Annotated in this window: 18 protein-coding genes; 3 read left to right on the top strand and 15 right to left on the bottom strand. The window is 37.9% G+C overall.

Features of this window, described 5'->3' with window-relative positions:
* Nucleotides 1-33: 33 nt before the first annotated feature.
* The 6 genes from PL_RS20285 to kbl all read right to left on the bottom strand — a co-directional run bounded on the left by PL_RS20285 (nt 34) and on the right by kbl (nt 5618).
* Complete coding sequence (locus tag PL_RS20285) at nt 34-432, bottom strand: hypothetical protein (protein ID WP_041882437.1); 399 nt, start codon at nt 430-432, stop codon at nt 34-36.
* Nucleotides 433-440: 8 nt separating this feature from the next.
* Entirely contained in the window at nt 441-1856 is a 1416-nt protein-coding gene (rlmD, locus tag PL_RS20280) for a 23S rRNA (uracil(1939)-C(5))-methyltransferase RlmD (protein ID WP_052496298.1), read from the bottom strand.
* Between the two features lie 372 nt (nt 1857-2228).
* Nucleotides 2229-2804: a TetR/AcrR family transcriptional regulator gene (locus PL_RS20275; RefSeq protein WP_348620245.1), complete on the bottom strand. Its 576-nt coding sequence runs from the start codon at nt 2802-2804 to the stop codon at nt 2229-2231.
* Entirely contained in the window at nt 2804-3229 is a 426-nt protein-coding gene (locus PL_RS20270) for a hypothetical protein (protein ID WP_041882434.1), read from the bottom strand. Before PL_RS20270 ends, PL_RS20275 begins: the two co-directional genes overlap by 1 nt.
* Nucleotides 3230-3247: 18 nt before the next feature.
* Nucleotides 3248-4285 (bottom strand): phenylalanine--tRNA ligase subunit alpha, encoded by a 1038-nt coding sequence (gene pheS, locus PL_RS20265; RefSeq protein WP_041882433.1) that lies wholly within the window; start codon nt 4283-4285, stop codon nt 3248-3250.
* 142 nt (nt 4286-4427) lie between these two features.
* Nucleotides 4428-5618, bottom strand: a complete 1191-nt coding sequence (kbl, locus tag PL_RS20260; protein WP_041882432.1) for a glycine C-acetyltransferase — start codon at nt 5616-5618, stop codon at nt 4428-4430.
* A 373-nt stretch (nt 5619-5991) separates the two neighbouring features.
* On the opposite strand from kbl, the gene PL_RS20255 reads away from it, so the two are divergent.
* The 3 genes from PL_RS20255 to PL_RS20245 all read left to right on the top strand — a co-directional run bounded on the left by PL_RS20255 (nt 5992) and on the right by PL_RS20245 (nt 8142).
* Nucleotides 5992-6678: a LexA family transcriptional regulator gene (locus PL_RS20255; RefSeq protein WP_041882431.1), complete on the top strand. Its 687-nt coding sequence runs from the start codon at nt 5992-5994 to the stop codon at nt 6676-6678.
* Between the two features lie 106 nt (nt 6679-6784).
* Entirely contained in the window at nt 6785-7543 is a 759-nt protein-coding gene (gene map, locus PL_RS20250; RefSeq protein ID WP_041882429.1) for a type I methionyl aminopeptidase, read from the top strand.
* Between the two features lie 155 nt (nt 7544-7698).
* Nucleotides 7699-8142 (top strand): nuclear transport factor 2 family protein, encoded by a 444-nt coding sequence (locus PL_RS20245; RefSeq protein ID WP_041882428.1) that lies wholly within the window; start codon nt 7699-7701, stop codon nt 8140-8142.
* A 12-nt stretch (nt 8143-8154) separates the two neighbouring features.
* Here PL_RS20245 and PL_RS20240 read toward each other — a convergent pair whose 3' ends face one another.
* The 9 genes from PL_RS20240 to obgE all read right to left on the bottom strand — a co-directional run bounded on the left by PL_RS20240 (nt 8155) and on the right by obgE (nt 18309).
* Nucleotides 8155-8919 carry a LytR/AlgR family response regulator transcription factor gene (locus PL_RS20240; RefSeq protein WP_041882426.1) on the bottom strand — a complete coding sequence of 255 codons (765 nt, stop codon included), beginning with the start codon at nt 8917-8919 and terminating at the stop codon, nt 8155-8157.
* Entirely contained in the window at nt 8894-9946 is a 1053-nt protein-coding gene (locus tag PL_RS20235) for a sensor histidine kinase (protein ID WP_052496297.1), read from the bottom strand. The genes PL_RS20240 and PL_RS20235 overlap by 26 nt, the downstream gene beginning before the upstream one ends.
* 22 nt (nt 9947-9968) lie before the next feature.
* Nucleotides 9969-10442, bottom strand: coding sequence for a hypothetical protein (locus tag PL_RS20230; protein ID WP_152620319.1), 474 nt, complete (start codon nt 10440-10442; stop codon nt 9969-9971).
* Between the two features lie 3 nt (nt 10443-10445).
* Nucleotides 10446-11393: a heme-binding domain-containing protein gene (locus tag PL_RS20225; RefSeq protein WP_041882424.1), complete on the bottom strand. Its 948-nt coding sequence runs from the start codon at nt 11391-11393 to the stop codon at nt 10446-10448.
* A 544-nt stretch (nt 11394-11937) separates the two neighbouring features.
* Nucleotides 11938-12852 carry a bestrophin family protein gene (locus PL_RS20220; RefSeq protein ID WP_041882423.1) on the bottom strand — a complete coding sequence of 305 codons (915 nt, stop codon included), beginning with the start codon at nt 12850-12852 and terminating at the stop codon, nt 11938-11940.
* Nucleotides 12853-12870: 18 nt separating this feature from the next.
* Nucleotides 12871-14409: a SulP family inorganic anion transporter gene (locus PL_RS20215; RefSeq protein ID WP_041882422.1), complete on the bottom strand. Its 1539-nt coding sequence runs from the start codon at nt 14407-14409 to the stop codon at nt 12871-12873.
* Nucleotides 14410-14435: 26 nt separating this feature from the next.
* Entirely contained in the window at nt 14436-16739 is a 2304-nt protein-coding gene (locus tag PL_RS20210) for a TonB-dependent receptor (protein WP_152620318.1), read from the bottom strand.
* Between the two features lie 234 nt (nt 16740-16973).
* The gene (locus tag PL_RS20205) at nt 16974-17108 is read right to left on the bottom strand and encodes a hypothetical protein (protein WP_262496962.1); all 135 of its coding nucleotides are present in this window, start codon (nt 17106-17108) and stop codon (nt 16974-16976) included.
* 178 nt (nt 17109-17286) lie between these two features.
* Nucleotides 17287-18309: a GTPase ObgE gene (obgE, locus tag PL_RS20200; RefSeq protein ID WP_041882418.1), complete on the bottom strand. Its 1023-nt coding sequence runs from the start codon at nt 18307-18309 to the stop codon at nt 17287-17289.
* Nucleotides 18310-18328: the final 19 nt, after the last annotated feature.

Below are 18328 nucleotides of genomic sequence, written 5' to 3'. Positions count from 1 at the left end.
CTAACCTATTGCCATTGGTTAGGGGTTTTATATTTACTTTTTGTAAGGATAGAAAATAAAATTAGCGCCTTCAGGAACAATGACAAACACGCACATATAATCTTCCGGGTTTTTATAGTTTTTCAGAAAAAGTTCTTTCAGCTCAGGTTTGATAATTCCCTTTTCTATAAACTCTTCAACCATTGAAGCCTGAATAGTCCAGTTGGTATTCAGTTCTTCTTTATTCAAGATCATTTCTCCTATTGACACCGTATGCTGGTGAGCAACAAATATCGGATTCAGAGATACCCCTTCAGCAATAATCTCCAATGCAATCTCTCTAATAGACTCAGCATAAAGTTCCAGGTCTTTTTCCAGGCTAACCAAAGGGCTAACCTTTTTTTCACTTTTCCCTTCTTCAGGCTGCTGAGGCAATAACTCTTCTATATCCATTATATAATTTATTTGATCAGATTTAATAAGACAACGTTTTCCACGTGCTGTGTATGCGGAAACATATCAACAGGTCTGATACGGCTTATTTCATATTTTTCTTTCAGTAAAGCCAGATCTCTTGCCTGTGTAGCAGCATTACAGCTCACATAAACAATTTTCTCTGCTTCCATTTCCAGAAGTCTTTCTACTACATCAGTGTGCATTCCTGCACGTGGCGGATCAGTGATCACAACATCCGGCTTACCATGTGCAGTGATAAAATCAGTTGTCAGAATATCTTTCATATCACCCGCATAGAAAACTGTATTCTCAATCCCGTTAAGCTGGGAGTTGAATTTTGCGTCTTCTATAGCCGTAGGTACATATTCTACCCCGATTACCTGTTTTACACTACCAGCAACAAAGTTTGCAATTGTTCCGGCACCCGTATACAAGTCATACACCAGTTCGTCACCTTTAAAACCTGCAAATTCTTTGGTAATCTTATACAGTTCATGCGCCTGTAAAGAATTGGTCTGATAGAATGATTTTGCTCCGATCTTAAATTTAAGACCATTCATCTCTTCAAAAATATAATCTCTTCCAGCATAAGTAATTACATCCTGATCAAATATAGTGTCGTTCTTTTTCTGATTCAGTATATATAGTAATGACGTTATTTCAGGAAAATTATTCTTTAAGTGCTCCATTAAACCATCAACCTGATCCTGATCGGCGTAGGCAAAAACCACTACCACCATAACTTCTCCGGTCGAAGATGTACGGATAATTAAGTTTCTCAGGCTTCCTTCATGATTACGGAGGTCGTAAAAACTTAATCCGTTTTGAAGTGCATAAGCCCTTACTTCATTTCTTAAAGTATTTGATGGTTCTGCCTGCAGATAGCAATGCTGAATATCAAGAATTTTATCAAAACGCAACGGCACATGGAAACCCAGAGCATTCATCTCCAGATCTTCACGATCAGTCATATCAGTAGAATTCAGCCATCTTTTGTTAGAAAAAGTATACTCAAGCTTATTGCGGTAATATTTATTTTCAGCAGAACCTAAAATAGGCTCCATTGACGAAGTATCGACTTTAGCCAGACGCTGTAAAGCTGCTTCAACATTTTTTTGTTTAAAGTGTAACTGAGCATCATATTGCATATGCTGCCATTTACAGCCACCACAAGTGCCAAAATGTTCACAAAAAGGATCTGTACGTAAATCTGAAGCTGTGTGCAGTTTTTCAATTACTGCTTCTGCAAAATTCTTTTTCTTTTTTACAATTCTGACATCAACGATATCGCCTGGTACGGCTTTATCCACAAACACGACTAATTCATCAGCTTTGGCTACTCCTTTGCCTTCTTCAGCAATGTCAATAATACTTAACTCGGGCAGGATTGTGACCGTTCCGGCTTTTCTATTTCTACTCATTCTGCTGCAAAGCTAAAACTTGTATTTAACAGTTCCTATTTTTTTTAGCTCCCGGAAATAAGATGATAGAATTTAAACGAATAATTTGGGCATAGAAATCTCTCTGGGCGTATAAATCACAACCATCCTTAAGAAATTTCCCCGTCAGCCCCTAACCCCAAAAACCTTTAATATCAAACCAAAAAGGCCTTCACTAAGATTAAAGCTGACATCGAACTTCTCATCTACCAATATCGAAATCTCTAATACCTCTTTGCTCATTGTAAATGATGTTACAAAGTAAATATAGATGATTATATACCGAAAACCAAATTGGTATATACACTTGGTATTAACAAATTGTGAACATTGGATTCTTAACTCCGGAAGATTCTAGAGTGCAGCCTTTACTAAAAATGGCAGCATCTCCTTCTGGAAACTCACAAAATTCTTACGTACATCAGAATCGCTTACAGAGGTAAAAGCGAAAGAAAAGACAATACTCTTACTGGCTTTTAACAAAAAAGCCAGTCCTTCTCTTCTGGAAGGGTTATTTTTAAAATGGTCCAATCCAAGATAGGCTGAAAGCAAAAGAGATTCCAGCTGATCAGAAAGGTGCTTTAGAAATTCCTGGGAATTGGCATTTTCCCTGACAAAATCCCAACCTATAAATTCGTTGCAAACGGTATAGGTGAGTCTGCAGGTTTTCATAACCAATGCCTTCAAATGTTCTTCTTCGTCTGTAAACTGAGCTTTATTTTTTAATATTTCATGCAGATTCAGATCAAGATAATCCATCAGAATGGCATCCAGCACCTGTTCTTTACTTTCAAAATATTTATAAATAGTTGCTTTGGCTATTCTCGCCTTTTTTGCAATCTCGTTTACACTGGTTTTGTGATAACCATACTTTCTGAATAATTCTTTGGCAGCTCTAATGATGCTCTCTTTAATTTTTTCTGGTTCCATCAATTAGTTACACGGTAATTATTATTTGCTGAAATGGATATACTGTATTGCTTCAAGGCTATTTTTGCAGGCGCTTTAGTAGGCGTACCATCTAAAAGAGAAAACTTGGCTCCTGAACACGGGTCATCTAAGGTATAAGCGTTCTCTAAAGTCACGGCACATCTGTTTTCCGGATTTACAGTACTGCAGCGATCAAAGGCTTTATAAGAAAACCCTGCGCCGCTGGGATCTACATTATAGGCAATGACTATACCTGCAACACCATAACCATCTATAAAAATTGCTCCTTTCGCTTTGAGTTCCGATAATTGTGCCGGTGTAAAAAAACCATTCAGGTTTACCCCTACATTGGGTACCTGATTGGTTTGTTTTCCACATGCAGAAAATAAAAAAAGCGCCAAAATAAACCCTGCAATTTTTCCCATATGATTAAATAAAGCCGATTAAATCAGAGATGTTTTGAATTGTTTCAGGAAACGCTGATCGTTTTCAGAAAACAAACGTAAGTCTTTGATTTCATATTTCAGGTTTGCAATACGTTCGATACCCATTCCAAATGCAAACCCACTATATTTTTTACTGTCTATACCACAGTTTTCAAGGACATTAGGATCTACCATACCGCAGCCTAGTATTTCTACCCACCCGCTGTATTTACACAACTGACAGCCAGCACCTTTACAGATTGTACAGGAAATATCCATTTCTGCAGAAGGTTCTGTAAAAGGAAAATAAGAAGGACGGAAACGTACTTTAGTACCTTCACCATATAGTTCCTGTACAAAATAAAACAAAGTCTGTTTCAGATCTGCGAACGATACATTTTCATCTACATATAAACCCTCTACCTGGTGAAAGAAACAATGTGCTCTGGCAGAAATAGCCTCATTACGATAAACACGTCCTGGCATCAGCGCTCTGAAAGGAGGCTGACCTGCTTCCATCATTCTCACCTGTACCGAAGAAGTATGTGTTCTCAGGGCTATATCACCATTTTCTCCACCTTTTCTGATGAAAAACGTATCCTGCATATCTCTTGCCGGATGTTCCTCAGGGAAATTCAGCGCAGAAAAGTTATGCCAGTCATCTTCAATTTCAGGTCCCTCAGCTACAACAAATCCCAGTTTACTAAAAATATCGACGATTTCTCTTCTTACCAAAGCCAGTGGATGACGTGATCCCACTTCAAAACCAGCGCCCGGAAGTGTTAAATCCAAACCAGCATCTTTTCTGGTTATATCAGCAGTATCCTGCTCTTTTAGCAGCTGATATTTTGCTTCAGCAAGTTGTTTAAACTCATTCAGTACTTTTCCCAATGTTCTCTTTTCTTCAGGAGACACTGCTTTAAATTCATCAAAAATATCTTTGATAATTCCCTTTGTTCCAAGGAATTTTATTCTGAACTGCTCTAATTCGTCTGCATTTTCTGTAGAAAACGCATTTATTTCTGTAGTATATTCTGTGATTTTGGCTTGCAACATGAGGTCAAATATACAGCTATTTCATTAATATCTGAATAACCGGTAAATCGCCGCATAGAAAGGAAGGATTTTTGACGTTAAAACAAGAAGCCGCCATTCTACAATAAGAAAGGCGGCTTCCCGATAATATTTGCAGAATATTTTAAGAAATCACTTTCAGTTCCTTACCAACTTTGATAAAAGCAGCTATTGCTTTATCCAGATGATGTTGGTCATGACCAGCTGAAAGCTGTACACGAATACGTGCTTTTCCCTGAGGAACAACAGGATAGTAGAATCCAATCACATAAATCCCCTCTTCCAGCATTTTTGCTGCAAATTCCTGTGCAAGTTTAGCATCATATAGCATAACCGGAACAATCGGGTGAATACCTTCTTTAATATCAAAACCTGCTTCCGTCATTTTTTTACGGAAATAAAGTGTGTTGTACTCTAATTTATCTCTCAGTGCAGTGCTCTCATTCAACAAATCCAGAACCGCTACAGAAGCACCAGCAATTGCCGGAGCCAGTGTATTAGAAAAAAGATAAGGTCTTGAACGCTGACGCAGCATGTCAATAATTTCTTTTTTACCAGCAGTAAATCCTCCGGAGGCTCCACCCAGTGCTTTTCCTAAAGTACCTGTGATAATATCAATTCTGTCAATTACTCCGCAATGTTCATGAGTTCCTCTTCCTGTTTTACCCATAAATCCAGAACAGTGAGATTCATCAATCATCACCAAAGCTTCATATTTATCGGCCAGATCACATATTTTATCAAGCTGGGCAATAGTTCCATCCATAGAAAAAGCACCGTCAGTGACAATGATTCTATGACGGCAATCTGCTGATGCTTTAAGCTGCTCTTCCAGATCTGCCATATCACTATGTTTATAGCGGAAACGTTTTGCTTTACACAAACGCACACCATCAATGATCGAAGCATGATTCAGCTCATCAGAAATGATAGCATCCTGATCATTGAATAATGGTTCAAATACACCACCATTTGCATCAAAAGCTGCTGCATAAAGAATAGTATCTTCAGTACCCAGAAATTCAGAAAGCTTTTGTTCCAATTCTTTATGTACATCCTGAGTTCCACAGATAAAGCGGACAGAAGACATTCCGTAACCATATTTATCAATCGCATTTTTCGCAGCGGCAGTTACCCGGGGATCTGAAGATAATCCCAGATAGTTATTGGCGCAAAAATTCACCACTTCCTGACCTGTACTTACTTTGATATCAGCTCCCTGAGGAGTTATGATTACTCTTTCCCGTTTGTATAACCCGTCTTTTTCTATTTGTTCTAATTCCTGTTTAAGAACAGGTTGCAGTGTTTTATACATATATGTGCTAGTTATTTGATGCAACCAAAGTTATAAAAATATCAAATACAGACTGCTTAAATTCAAAAGCAATTAAAGTTTAACCAATAATGTTAAAAATCAGCCGGTAAAATCATTTATCATCCTTGCTGAACAGTTCTCAGAATTCAATCTATATATGTAATTATTCTGCTACTCATCTTTAGAGGACCTGAATTCCCGTTATTTAAACGATGATTTCCAGACAATTTAACAAGAATGAATAAATAATAATTCAGACAACATACTTTAAAAGAATTTTATTTCGTATATTGCAATAAATTATAAAGTAAAGATAATTTACGGTTAATATATAATTAATATTCATTAGTAATTAATTTTCTCAATTAAACAAATGACTGATAATCAAAGAAAAAATTTCGGGCCAAGATTAAAAGAGATCAGGTTAGCGAAGAAAATGACCCTTCAGGAATTCTATAGTCCGATCGCCAAACATGTAAACAACTTTTCCCCTATAGAAAATGGTTCAAGAATGATTGGTAAAAGGCTTTCGGAAGATGTAGTAAAACATTATCACATCAATGAAACCTGGCTGGCGACAGGTGTGGGGAAAATATTTTCAGGAGAAGATGCGTTTAAAGAACTCAGGACAAACCATACTGAAACACAGCAGGGTGTTCCTTTTATTAATATTAATCCTTCCGATTTTTCATCCGGAGAACTTAATTTCCTAAAGGAAAAACCAGAGTATTATGTAAATTTCAGGCCTTTTAATGACTGTGATGCTTACTTACCGGTATATGGAGACAGCATGTTTCCAAAATACTCTAGTGGTGAAATTATTGCAATCAGAGAACTTGTAAATAAAGATATCATCCAGTGGGGAGAGGCTTATCTGGTCATAGCCGATGAAAGTGCCAATAACCTGACTACTGTTAAATTACTTTTTGAACACACTACCCCAGGCAAAATTGTACTTCGCGCTGCAAATCCGGATTATAAGGGCGATACTATCCTGGATAAAAGTGCAATCAAGCGTTTATTCATTGTGAAAGGGAAAATCACGCGAAACCAGTTGTAACATGAAATATGATTATTCCATGAAATTAAACTAAGGCCCTCTCACAGTCCATACTGGAGAATTAGCTTACCTTTGCATAAACATTTACCAAACAATAAATACCCATATGTCAATCACATCAGCAGAAGAATTATTAGGAATGCAGCGTGTAAGCGATGCCGTTGCAAATACACTTAAGCAAATGCGGGAATTTGCTCAACCGGGTATTTCAACAAAAGAACTTGATGACTTTGGAGGAAAAATACTAGCTGAATATGGTGCAAATTCTGCTCCGCGCTTAACCTATGGATTTCCGGGATGGACCTGTATAAGTTTAAATAACGAAGCGGCTCATGGTATTCCCTCAGAAGAAAAAATCCTGAAAGATGGAGATCTCGTCAATATAGACGTATCTGCTGAACTGGATGGCTTCTGGGCCGACAACGGAGGTTCATTTGTACTGGGTAATGATATCAACAATCATCAGCCACTGGTAGACGCTTCAAAAGAGATCCTGTATAAAGCAATCAACAAAATAAAAGGTGGCGTAAAAATCGCCGATATCGGGAAACTTATAGAAACTGAAGCCAGGAAACATGGTTTTACAGTTATCCGCAATTTAGCTGGCCATGGTGTAGGCAGAAGCCTGCACGAATCCCCGGACTGCATTTTAAATTGTTATGATAAATACAACACCCAAAGATTTAAGAAAAACACAACCGTTGCAATCGAAACTTTTATTGCAACAACTTCAAGCATGGCCGTTGAACAGGCTGATGGCTGGACATTGAAAGGGAACAAAGGCGGTTTCGTAGCTCAGCATGAGCATACTATACTGGTTACGGATGGGATCCCTCAAATTCTGACTACAGCCAATGAGATATAATCATTAATACCTTATTATAGAAGGATACCTCATAACGAGTGTATCCTTTTTTTTTGCCTCCCAGGCAGTTTAATAATCAAGATTTTTAGACTTCTGTTGATTAATTGATTAAATTAACAACACCAAATAATCTGTATAACCAAAATTAAAGAGCGATGAAACACTTAGCTACAGTTTTCTTAGCAGCACTTACCTTAATTTCATGTCATAGTAAAGATCATGAAACTATGGTCTTACTGAATAATCAAAAATTGGTAAAAACCTATTTTGAGCATTTCAATAATCATGAATGGAAAAAAATGGCCGGTATGTATGTTGAAAACGCAGAGTTCAAAGATCCCTCATTAGGAAAAGGCATGACCAGGCAAAGCAGAGAACAGATTATTAAGAAATATCGGGAATTAAATCAGCTGTTCCCCGATATTAAGGACCAGGTTATCAATATTTATCCTTCGGGAGATCATAGTATAATTGTAGAATTTGTTTCAACCGGAACCGCATCTGACCAGACTAAATTTGAATTACCAGTCTGTACAATTTTCACTTTTGAAAAAGGACTGATTACAAAAGATTTCACTTATTACGATAATTTCGAGTAGAGATCAGGTTAACTATCGATTGTCTAACCAGTTTAAGAATAAAGTAGCCTTATCTTTCCCAACAATCAATTGTTCAGCAGTCGGGATATTTAATTTAACCAGTAATTTGCGGGCAAAATAATGTTCTACTTCTTTTACAGCAGTATAGCCAATCAAATACTGACGGTTAATACGAAAGAACTGATTTGGATTCACCAACTTATGAAGTTCTTCCAAAGAATGCGGAATACCATACTCCTCCTGATTAACCGTAACAATAAGTGTCGTTTCATTATAAATATAGAATAAAGCGATATCACTGGTTTGTATAGTGATATATTTATTGTTTTTAAATACCAGAAAGCCTTTTTTACCAGTGGTACCAGTAGCATCCAAAAGATGATTAATCCGGAGTGAAGCTTGTTCATTGACCTGGAAGAAGTTCTTAAGCAGCGCAACTTTTTCAAACGCACTTCCTATACTCTCCACAGAAAAAGGTTTTAAAATGTAATCAATACCATTTGCCCTAAAAGAGTCCATCACATACTCATCAAAAGCTGTACAAAATATAATGGGTGATAAAACTTCTATTTGTTTGAAAATCTCAAAACAATTGCCATCCGCCAGTTGAACATCCATAAAAATAAGATCAGGATTAACATTTTCGGAGAGATAAGCTACTGCTGTCTTCACACTTTGGATTGTAGCTGCAATTTTAGCTGAAGGCTGGAGTGACAGGATCATTTTTGCCAATGCTTTGGCCGTCTTGATCTCATCCTCTATAATTACAATATTCATAAATCAACGGAAGTTTAACAGTAAATGAATCGGTTTTTTTTTCTATTTCTATTTTTTTATGCGTTAAATGTTCATAACGCTGACATATATTCTCCAATCCCATTCCGGTTGAAGGTTCAGCGGCCATTTTTAATTGCAAATGGTTTTCAACGTGCAACAGGTCATCTTTCACGTATAACGAAATAGTCAGAGGTTGTTCCAATGAAACAATATTATGCTTTATACAATTCTCCACCAGCAATTGCAGTGTAAATGGCGGTATTAAGGATGACGCATGATCCTGGGACAACCGATCGTCAAAGCAGATCCCATCCTCAAACCTCGCCTTCAACAGAAAAATATAGGAATATAAAATACTCAGTTCTTCAGCTAAGGGAATAACATCTTGTTTACGCTTCTCCAGAGTAAATCTATAGAAATCTGAGAGGTTTAAAATAAATTCAGGTATATGTTTATCATCAATCTCCACCATTGATTTTAACGTATTAAGGCTGTTAAAAAGAAAATGCGGATTGACCTGTTGTTTCAGCAACTCAAATTGTGCTGTCACATGATCAGCCTTAACACGTTCCAGTTCAATCTCAATTTTATGATTTCTGTAAGTTTGATATAGAAAATACAAAAACATATATATGGTCAGGTTAATTAAAATACCACGAAACTCATACATCAGGATCATCGATTGAAAATTATATTCTGGGAACAGGAGTTGATGAATACCAACCAGAATAGCCATAAACATTAGCCCGGATAAGATGCTGTAAAGAAGCCTGAGATTAAAAAATCTATTGGTAAACCGGACACCGGAGAACTTTGGTAATCTGTATATATTGAAATACCAGATAGCAATGGAGAATAAAAAAGCGATTGAAGAATCCACGACCAGTTCTGCAACCGTTACATGAAGCTGAAGAATTTTTGGTATAGAAGCTAATATCCCCATCAACAGAGAGCTAAACCAAATGATTTTTGCAGACACCAGGAAAACGGATTGACTAACCGGAGAGTTGATTTTTTCTGAACTCATTGAATAATTATAAAGGAAAGAATTAGGGCATCACAGCAGCAGTTTGAGCTAAGATATATTTTATTCTCGCGTTCTCAGTCAAAGCATTATTCCGCCATTTTCCTTTTCCGCTGTATATTTTATACAATGTATGCCCATTGGTTTTTGAAGTAACCATTTCTATACTTTGGAATTGCCCGGGAATTTTTGCACCGAACCAACGCTCATCATTCTGCTGCTTCCAGGTTACCAAAGCAAATACCCTATCTCCGACAGGGCTGTCTTTCTGAGCTTTCGCATAGTTCAGTGCAGTGACATTGCCGTATAAAGTTGACATGGTAGCTGCCTTTTTGTTGATCATAGAAGTAATTACCTTCAAACCCAATTGTTCAAAATGTAATTGTTGTGGCAAACCAGCGGCATCATTTAATTCACCAGCATGGTTATTCACTTGCTTACAGCCCATTACAAAGAGCAATAAAAACGTAAAGACTAAATATTGAGGGACTATTCGCATAACTTAATGTTTAACAGGAAGGGTGAATACAAAATCATTATTGGAAACAGGACGGTGACAGTTGACACATTCCGTAGCATAACCGATATTTTTTCCATAGGGTAATAATTGCATTGTTTTAAATCTCGCCCAACCCCAGCCCTTTGTACTTTTATATTTTTTACTGTCTTTGATCATGTATTCCACCTGCTTAAATGCTCCGGATTTGACATTTCCATCAGCATCCTGAAGTTTATCCCAGGCTACTTTGGCAAAAATAGCTCCGTCCGGCCAGGGATTAATCCGGTGCTCCGCTATTGCTTTCATTGCAACAGGATTTCCAAAGATTACCCGCATTGTTCCATTATCAGTCCGGTCGGTTGTACTGACCACCTGCCAGTTTTTATAATCCGGCTGGAAAGGAATCCCGGTTAAGGTTTCTGGTAATTTAGCAGGCTTACTCTCCCCTTGCCAGGTTTTAAATTGCTTATCTGCTGCATTAAGTAATGCAGTGTCGGCAGGATGTTCCTTAATCATACCAGCAACATAATTCTTAACAACAGCGATTTCATCAGGACTAAGAATCGCTGATCTGTGCAGCAGCTGATAACTTTTCAGCGGCATGGCACCAGTGGTCATTTGATTAAGAATTTCAAAAAGCTTAGCCTTTTGTTCCCCAGCTGCCATATTGCCCCATTCAGAAAAATTAAGACCAGCTTTACCTTCCTTAACATCTGAAACAGCAATACTATAAGCTGGCTGGAACTGATCAAACCACTTTAAGTCTGTTTCATTGGAATGGCAGTCATAACAGGCTTTTTTCAAAATGGTCTTCACATTTTCCGGACCATTAAAATCTGCTGTTACGGCCTCTTTTTTGAGTTCTGGTCTAAAAAGTTGTAACACAAAGAAACAGCCGGCGAGTATCCCCAATACCCTTAGTGTTTTTCGCTTATAAAAAGGTTTTTTCATATGCTGAATTATTTGTAGTACTTAAATCTACATTAATCCAAAGCAGGATAAAAGCCTAAAACCTGCATCCCGGCGAAATCGTCTTTAAGCCGGCCAAAGCCACACCCGATAAATGTTGATCGCATTTTTTGAGACTGGTTTTGACGAAAATCCCTAAAACAAGAAAGGGATGTTCCATCCAGACACATCCCTTTTCTAACCAAATATAAACCTGTATGAACGGGTTTTTCTTTTATGTATCTGTTACAGATACGCATATCATCTATATAAAAACTACGCCAGTCTTACAGAACGCCTGTTTCCTTCAAAATTAAAGACTGAATGGATTAAACTGACCTGATTTATGAGTGCTTTTGTCTTATTAAGGATCAGGAATGACCAGTTTACTACTCAAATATCAGTAAAACTATCAGCTCAGCTCAGATAATTAACAACTTTTAACAAAAAACCGTTATAAATCACACCGAACCAAAATTCAAACGCCTGTCTGGAATTATTATTATCTCTATATACAATAAAAGATATAGATGACCTTCCACAGAAATTAATCCTGTATATAGCCCTCCCGGACAGGAGCAACAGGAACTTCACGATCTGACATTTCCAGCAGAGTTGTTTCTATCATAGTGCACAACGAATTCAGGGCAAGGTCATTTGGTTCCAGCCCAAAAGGGTCTTCCAGTTCATCTGCCACTGCTTCCAGAGCGACAAAGGTATAAGCTATAAAGACAACAATAACCGGCATCATCCAGCCTAAGCTGTCTACAAAACCAAAAGGCAGTAAAAAACAATAGATATAAACCGTTCGGTGCAGCAGTACCTTATAGGTATAGGGGATTGGTGTACTGGCAATTCTTTCACATCCGCCAAGAATATTTGACAGCTCATTCAAACTCTGATCAAAACTGGTGGTCTGAATGGAATCAAAATCACCTTTAGCCTTCCTCTTTTTGACCCACATGCCCATTTCTTTGATCAGCATTGCAGGTTTATAGATTGCCGGCTTTAATTTATCTGCAAGTAATACACCAGAAATTCTTGTAATATCCGGCGTAGCATCCGTATGACGCAGCTGATGCTTTAGTGCATAAGTAAATGAAACCAGTAAATTAACAAATTCATTAACTTCTTTATTGTCCTCTTCGCCGTTAAGCGTCTGAACCTGTCTGGTCAGAGACCTGGTGGTATTTAACAATGAGCCCCAGAGTTTTCGGCCTTCCCAGAACCGCTCATAACTCACGTTATTTCTAAACCCAAAGAATATAGCCAGTGCAATACCAAAGAGCGTAAATGGCCCGGGATTTAACTGTATTTTATAATTAAAAACTGAACCCCGGCAATAAACAACAAAGACGGAAATCAGTAACAGCAATATCAAACGATAAAGAATCTGAGGTAAAACCGATCCTTCCCAGACAAAAAGCATCTTCAGCCAGTTTTCTTTTTTCCTGATTATCATAAATTCTGTTTTAATCTTTTATTTTCTATCTGTAGCAATCAGATAATTCGGATCTTCTAAAATATTCACCTCAATTACTGCAGCTGCGTCTGCCAGTAACCTTCTGCAATCTGCGCTTAAATGTTTCAAATGTAAATGTTTATTTGCTTCAAGATAACGTTTTGTTAATTTATGAATAGCGTCTATAGCCGACATATCAGCTATCCTGCTTTCTTTAAAATCTATGATTACCTGTTCAGGATCAGAAGAAATATCAAATTTCTCATTAAAGGTAGTTACTGATCCAAAAAACAACGGACCAAACAGTTCATAATGCATGACTCCGGCAGCATCCTGATATTTCTTCACACTGATACGTTTAGAACTTTCCCAGGCAAATACAAGTGCCGATATAATTACTCCGATCAATACTGCCAGAGCAAGATTATGTAACCAGACTGTAATTGCGGCAACCAGTATCCCTACAAAAATATCCTGTACCGGCATTTTGTTGATAATGCGAAAACTCATCCATTCAAAAGTACTGATTGCGACCATAACCATCACCCCTACCAGTGCCGCCATCGGCACTCTTTCAATAACCGGTGCACCCCAGATGATAATCAGGAGAATAGTTAAAGCTGCAATGATCCCGGATAGACGTGCCCTTGCTCCGGCAGACAGATTAACCAGCGTCTGTGCAATCATAGGACAACCTCCCATTCCAAAAAAGAACCCATTTAAAATATTAGCTCCCCCTTGTGCAATACATTCTCTGCTGCTGTTTCCTTTTGTTCCGGTAATCTCATCTACAAGATTGAGCGTGAGCAGTCCCTCTGTTAAACCTACCCCTGCCATGATTAATGCAAAGGGAAAAATCACGCCAAGCGTTTGCATATTAACAGGAACTGAAGGGATATGAAAAGGAGGAAAACCACCACTAACCGCAGCAATATTTCGAACAATTTTGGTATCAACCCCTGCAACTAGTACAAGAATAAATACAACAATTATAGCCACTAAAGAAGAAGGGACAGCCTTAGTCAGCTTAGGCAATAAAACAACGATAGTTATAGTCAGTGCAACCAGCCCCAGCATAATCCAAAGCGGATTACCGGAAAGCCATACCTGATGTCCGTTTACCAGAGTTTTAAACTGCTCAAGCTGTGACATAAAAATAATGATAGCCAGTCCGTTTACAAAACCAAACATCACCGGCTGAGGGACCAGCCGGATAAATTTACCAAGCTTAAAAACCCCTACCAATATTTGTATTATTCCTGCCAAAGCAACAGCAGCAAAGACATAATCTATCCCATGGGATTTCATTAAAGCAATCAGCACAATTACCGTAGCTCCTGCCCCACCTGACACCATTCCTGGTCTTCCGCCAAAAACTGCAGTAAACAACCCCATTATAAAGGCAGCGTATAAGCCTGCCAAAGGTGGAAATCCACCCAGGATAGCAAACGATAGAGATTCCGGGATCATGGTCATTGCAACCGTTAAACCAGCAAGAATTTCTACTTTATAATTAATCTTTTGAGAAAAATTGAAAAGATTGAGGTATGGCTTCATTAGAAGCCAAAGCTAATCAATTATAATTAAAACGAATAGGCCATGGTCAGGTTATAACGTGCTCCATTAGCTTTGATATAAGACTCTGTCCGTACTTTCCCCTGCGATAAAACCGGATAATAATCAGCATTAAACAAATTGTCTATACCCAGTTTCAAAGCCACCTTAGGCGTAAAATGATAAGCAGTATATAAATTAAAGAAATTAAACGACTTAATCGGACCTTCCCCCAAAGCATAGTTGCCTTTAGCATCAGGCTTGAAATCCGTTCCGTTTCCGGAATGTATCCAGAATAAACTAAGATCCCAGCTTTTCAACGGACTATAATTCACACTGCCCGTAAATTTATCCGGACCAATCCGTGTGGCAGGTAATGATACTTTTTCACCATTAACCTCTTTGGTTCCTTTCAGATGAGAATATCCCGCTGATATTGACAGATTAGGTAAGAACTCATAATTTGCTGTGGCTTCAAATCCATTTACACGCTCTGGTGCTCTTTCAGCTGTAGCCACGCCATTCACGTCTTTCAGACTTGACCCCAGATCAGAAGTACTGATATAATAAGCACCGGTAAAACTCAGTTTTTTCCAGTTAGAGCTAAAGCCGATTTCATAATTATTGGTGATGATTGCCTCAGTTTCAATCTTTTTGATATCATCTACCACACTCAGTCTTAAAGTACGTCCCAGATCATACAAAGAAAAACTCTGTGAAAAACTTACAAAAGGATTAAACACGTTCCATTTTGCATACCTTAAACCAGCATTAAAAACCAGGGCATTATAACTTAAGTCTGCTCCTTTGACAGCAACACCACCCTTATAGGCACCGAAAGGAATGGTTGTATAATCCGGAATACCCAGGTTAATGTTCTCATAACGTGCTCCCGCTTTGAATATCAGATCTTTATTTATAAAAGTCTTCAGCTGTGCGTAAGGCGCAAAGTTTTTCATATTCATTTCCGGCACGAATCCTCTTCCATCCACAAGATCCTGTTTGGTGATATCGTTCAAAATATCAACACCATAAGTGATATCCCCCTCCAGCTGTTCTGAGATTTTATATTGTGTATTAAAGTTAATTCTTGCACCTTTTTTCTTAGAACCTATCGCCGAATTCCCTGCTGGCTTATAAAAGTCCGAATATTCAAATATGGAATAGAAATCCTGCATATAAAGATTCAGGTTTAATGAAGTTCCTTTAAACAATTCCTTGTTGGTATATTGTATATAAGCATTGTAATTATATGGTGTACCCTGATTTGCACCTAATGCCTTACCTAATTTACCCGTTATAGGACGAACACCGTAAATACCACTTGAGTCCACATAATTACTGTTCTGGATCGTATTAAAGTAATTAAACATAACTTCAATACGATTCTTATCATTGATATCGTAACCAGCTTTGGCAAAAACATTTTTACTCGTGGTTTCACTTAGAGACTGAAACGGTGAAATAACAACACCATCAGCATCCTTATTCACTCCCGTCTGTTCAAATGTTCCGCTCAGCACATAGTCGAATTTATTCACTTTGCCAGAGAAAAGCTGCGCTAATTTAGTGCCTGTAGAATTTGCCGGACTAACCAGAGAACCCATTGCAGAAAGTTCCGTAACTGAACTTAGTTTCTTGTTTTTATCCGGTTTACGGGTAATATAATTGATAATACCACCATCAGCACCATTACCATAAATAGCAGTGGAACCTTCTATTACCTCTATTCTTTCAATAACGGATGGATCGATGCTTCTAAAATCACGCTCTCCGTTACGTAAAGGAGTAGATTGTGGTATCCCATCAATCATAACCAGTGCATTTCTGCCCCTTAATGTCTGTCCTTTATTCGTTGCTGTATTGGTCCCCAGGGTTAATGCCGGGATATTGTAAGACAGCAACTGATTCAGATCAGTTGAAATGCTTCGCTGAACTTCAATCTGTTTAGAATTTAAAATCTTTACCGATGAAGGTACTTCTCCTATTGTCTCTTTATTTCTTGAAGCAGTAACCACAACTTCGTTTAATCCGCCTGAAGGCTCCATAGACAGGTTAAGGACAATGTCTGCTGTTCCAGAAACGTGGATTGCTTTGATTATAGATTGATAACCCAGAGCAGAAGTGATAAGCTTATAGTCACCATCTTTGACTGGTGAGAGTATAAACAAACCATTTAAATCTGTTTTAACAGCGTTTTTCTGCCCCTGCAGAGCTACAGTTATATTAACGGCAGGCAAACCCTGCTCATCATTAATATGTCCTTTAATAATGGTTTGTGCAAATATACTTACTGGTAAAACCAGCAGGATGATCATCAAAATTCTCTTCAATTTTTCTCTAATTATTTAAACTAAATCTTAATAAAGCGCAAATGTAGAAAAATCCAGCTAAATAAGCTTTCGTTGAACAAATAATCAGAGGTGGCTTTAAAATAAAGCAGGGCTTTTCAGTATCACAGAAAAGCAAAAGGAATTCTTCAGACAATTTGATTAATTAAAATAACATTGTCTGGAAATATCAGGTGCTACAGGTGCAGCAAACCTGCCATTGGAAAATGGCAGGTTTTATTTAATGACTTTAGTAGCCTGGTTACGCGGATTGGTAGTATGTACTTTTTTCTTCGCGATTTTATATGTGCCTAAAATAAGCATCGAAGCAACTACAACAGTAAAAAGGAAATTAAATGATCTCTTATCCATACATTCTAAATTTAAATTGATTGATACAAAACCTGTGCCTATAAATTCATTTGCAGGAGAAATTCTATTCTGGGTTTGAGAGACGAATTAGAAGAGCAAATGTTAAGACATTGATTGTTAACCCTAATTTAAAAATAATTAAGAATAATAGCAAATAATTCAACAAGAATCAGAAAATTTATTTTTCCAAAGGAGAGGTCTGATCAGCATCAATAGCCTTCCAAATCATATCCTTTAACTCAGTAAGCCCTTTTTGTGCAACTGAAGAAATAAATACAGAAGGAACATTAGCTGGCAGGTCTTTTTTAATTTCAGCTACCAGTTCATCGTCCAGCATATCTGATTTAGTGATAGCCAGTAAATGAGGTTTTTGCATCAGTTCCGGATTGTAGTCCAGTAATTCAGACTTAAGAATCTCATATTCCTGAGTGATTGTTCTGTTGGTATCAGCAGGAACCATGAATAAAAGCACCGAATTACGTTCAATATGACGCAGGAAGCGATAGCCCAATCCTTTTCCTTTTGAAGCACCTTCAATAATACCAGGAATATCAGCCATTACAAATGATCTGTTGGAACGGTAAGATACGATACCCAGGTTAGGAACAAGAGTTGTAAAAGGATAGTCAGCAATTTCAGGCTTTGCAGCGGAAACCACAGAAAGTAAAGTAGATTTTCCTGCATTAGGGAAACCAACCAAACCAACATCAGCTAAAACTTTTAATTCAAGTACCACCCACTGCTCTTTACCAGACTCCCCAGGCTGTGCAAAACGTGGAGTTTGAAGCGTAGATGTTTTGAAGTGCCAGTTTCCAAGACCTCCCCTTCCTCCTGCAGTCAGGATTTCAGTTTGTCCGTCTTCCGTAATTTCAAAAAGATCTTCTCCGGTCTCTGCGTCTTTGGCAATAGTTCCCAGCGGAACATCAAGATATTCATCTTTACCCGATTTACCTGTGCTTGTAGAGCTTGATCCCGGTCCGCCATCAGTAGCCAGAATATGTTTACGATATTTTAAATGTAAAAGGGTCCAGAACTGGGCATTACCTCTAAGGATAATATGTCCGCCTCTTCCACCATCACCACCATCAGGACCACCAGTTGAGGTCATCTTGTCACGGTGTAAGTGTGAAGACCCTGACCCTCCTTTTCCTGAACGGCAGCATATCTTAACGTAATCTACAAAATTCGAACCCTGTGACATAACCTTTTATTTTTTCTTA

The organism is Pedobacter lusitanus (genome assembly GCF_040026395.1).
GTDB classification, from domain to species: domain Bacteria; phylum Bacteroidota; class Bacteroidia; order Sphingobacteriales; family Sphingobacteriaceae; genus Pedobacter; species Pedobacter lusitanus.
This window is presented reverse-complemented; position numbering and strand designations above follow the sequence as displayed.

Bases quoted from the DNA above. Each gene is read 5' to 3' on its own strand.
- PL_RS20285 (WP_041882437.1), bottom strand. From the start codon at position 432: ATGGATATAGAAGAGTTATTGCCTCAGCAGCCTGAAGAAGGGAAAAGT.
- rlmD (WP_052496298.1), bottom strand. From the start codon at position 1,856: ATGAGTAGAAATAGAAAAGCCGGAACGGTCACAATCCTGCCCGAGTTA.
- PL_RS20275 (WP_348620245.1), bottom strand. From the start codon at position 2,804: ATGGAACCAGAAAAAATTAAAGAGAGCATCATTAGAGCTGCCAAAGAA.
- PL_RS20270 (WP_041882434.1), bottom strand. From the start codon at position 3,229: ATGGGAAAAATTGCAGGGTTTATTTTGGCGCTTTTTTTATTTTCTGCA.
- pheS (WP_041882433.1), bottom strand. From the start codon at position 4,285: ATGTTGCAAGCCAAAATCACAGAATATACTACAGAAATAAATGCGTTT.
- kbl (WP_041882432.1), bottom strand. From the start codon at position 5,618: ATGTATAAAACACTGCAACCTGTTCTTAAACAGGAATTAGAACAAATA.
- PL_RS20255 (WP_041882431.1), top strand. From the start codon at position 5,992: ATGACTGATAATCAAAGAAAAAATTTCGGGCCAAGATTAAAAGAGATC.
- map (WP_041882429.1), top strand. From the start codon at position 6,785: ATGTCAATCACATCAGCAGAAGAATTATTAGGAATGCAGCGTGTAAGC.
- PL_RS20245 (WP_041882428.1), top strand. From the start codon at position 7,699: ATGAAACACTTAGCTACAGTTTTCTTAGCAGCACTTACCTTAATTTCA.
- PL_RS20240 (WP_041882426.1), bottom strand. From the start codon at position 8,919: ATGAATATTGTAATTATAGAGGATGAGATCAAGACGGCCAAAGCATTG.
- PL_RS20235 (WP_052496297.1), bottom strand. From the start codon at position 9,946: ATGAGTTCAGAAAAAATCAACTCTCCGGTTAGTCAATCCGTTTTCCTG.
- PL_RS20230 (WP_152620319.1), bottom strand. From the start codon at position 10,442: ATGCGAATAGTCCCTCAATATTTAGTCTTTACGTTTTTATTGCTCTTT.
- PL_RS20225 (WP_041882424.1), bottom strand. From the start codon at position 11,393: ATGAAAAAACCTTTTTATAAGCGAAAAACACTAAGGGTATTGGGGATA.
- PL_RS20220 (WP_041882423.1), bottom strand. From the start codon at position 12,852: ATGATAATCAGGAAAAAAGAAAACTGGCTGAAGATGCTTTTTGTCTGG.
- PL_RS20215 (WP_041882422.1), bottom strand. From the start codon at position 14,409: ATGAAGCCATACCTCAATCTTTTCAATTTTTCTCAAAAGATTAATTAT.
- PL_RS20205 (WP_262496962.1), bottom strand. From the start codon at position 17,108: ATGGATAAGAGATCATTTAATTTCCTTTTTACTGTTGTAGTTGCTTCG.
- obgE (WP_041882418.1), bottom strand. From the start codon at position 18,309: ATGTCACAGGGTTCGAATTTTGTAGATTACGTTAAGATATGCTGCCGT.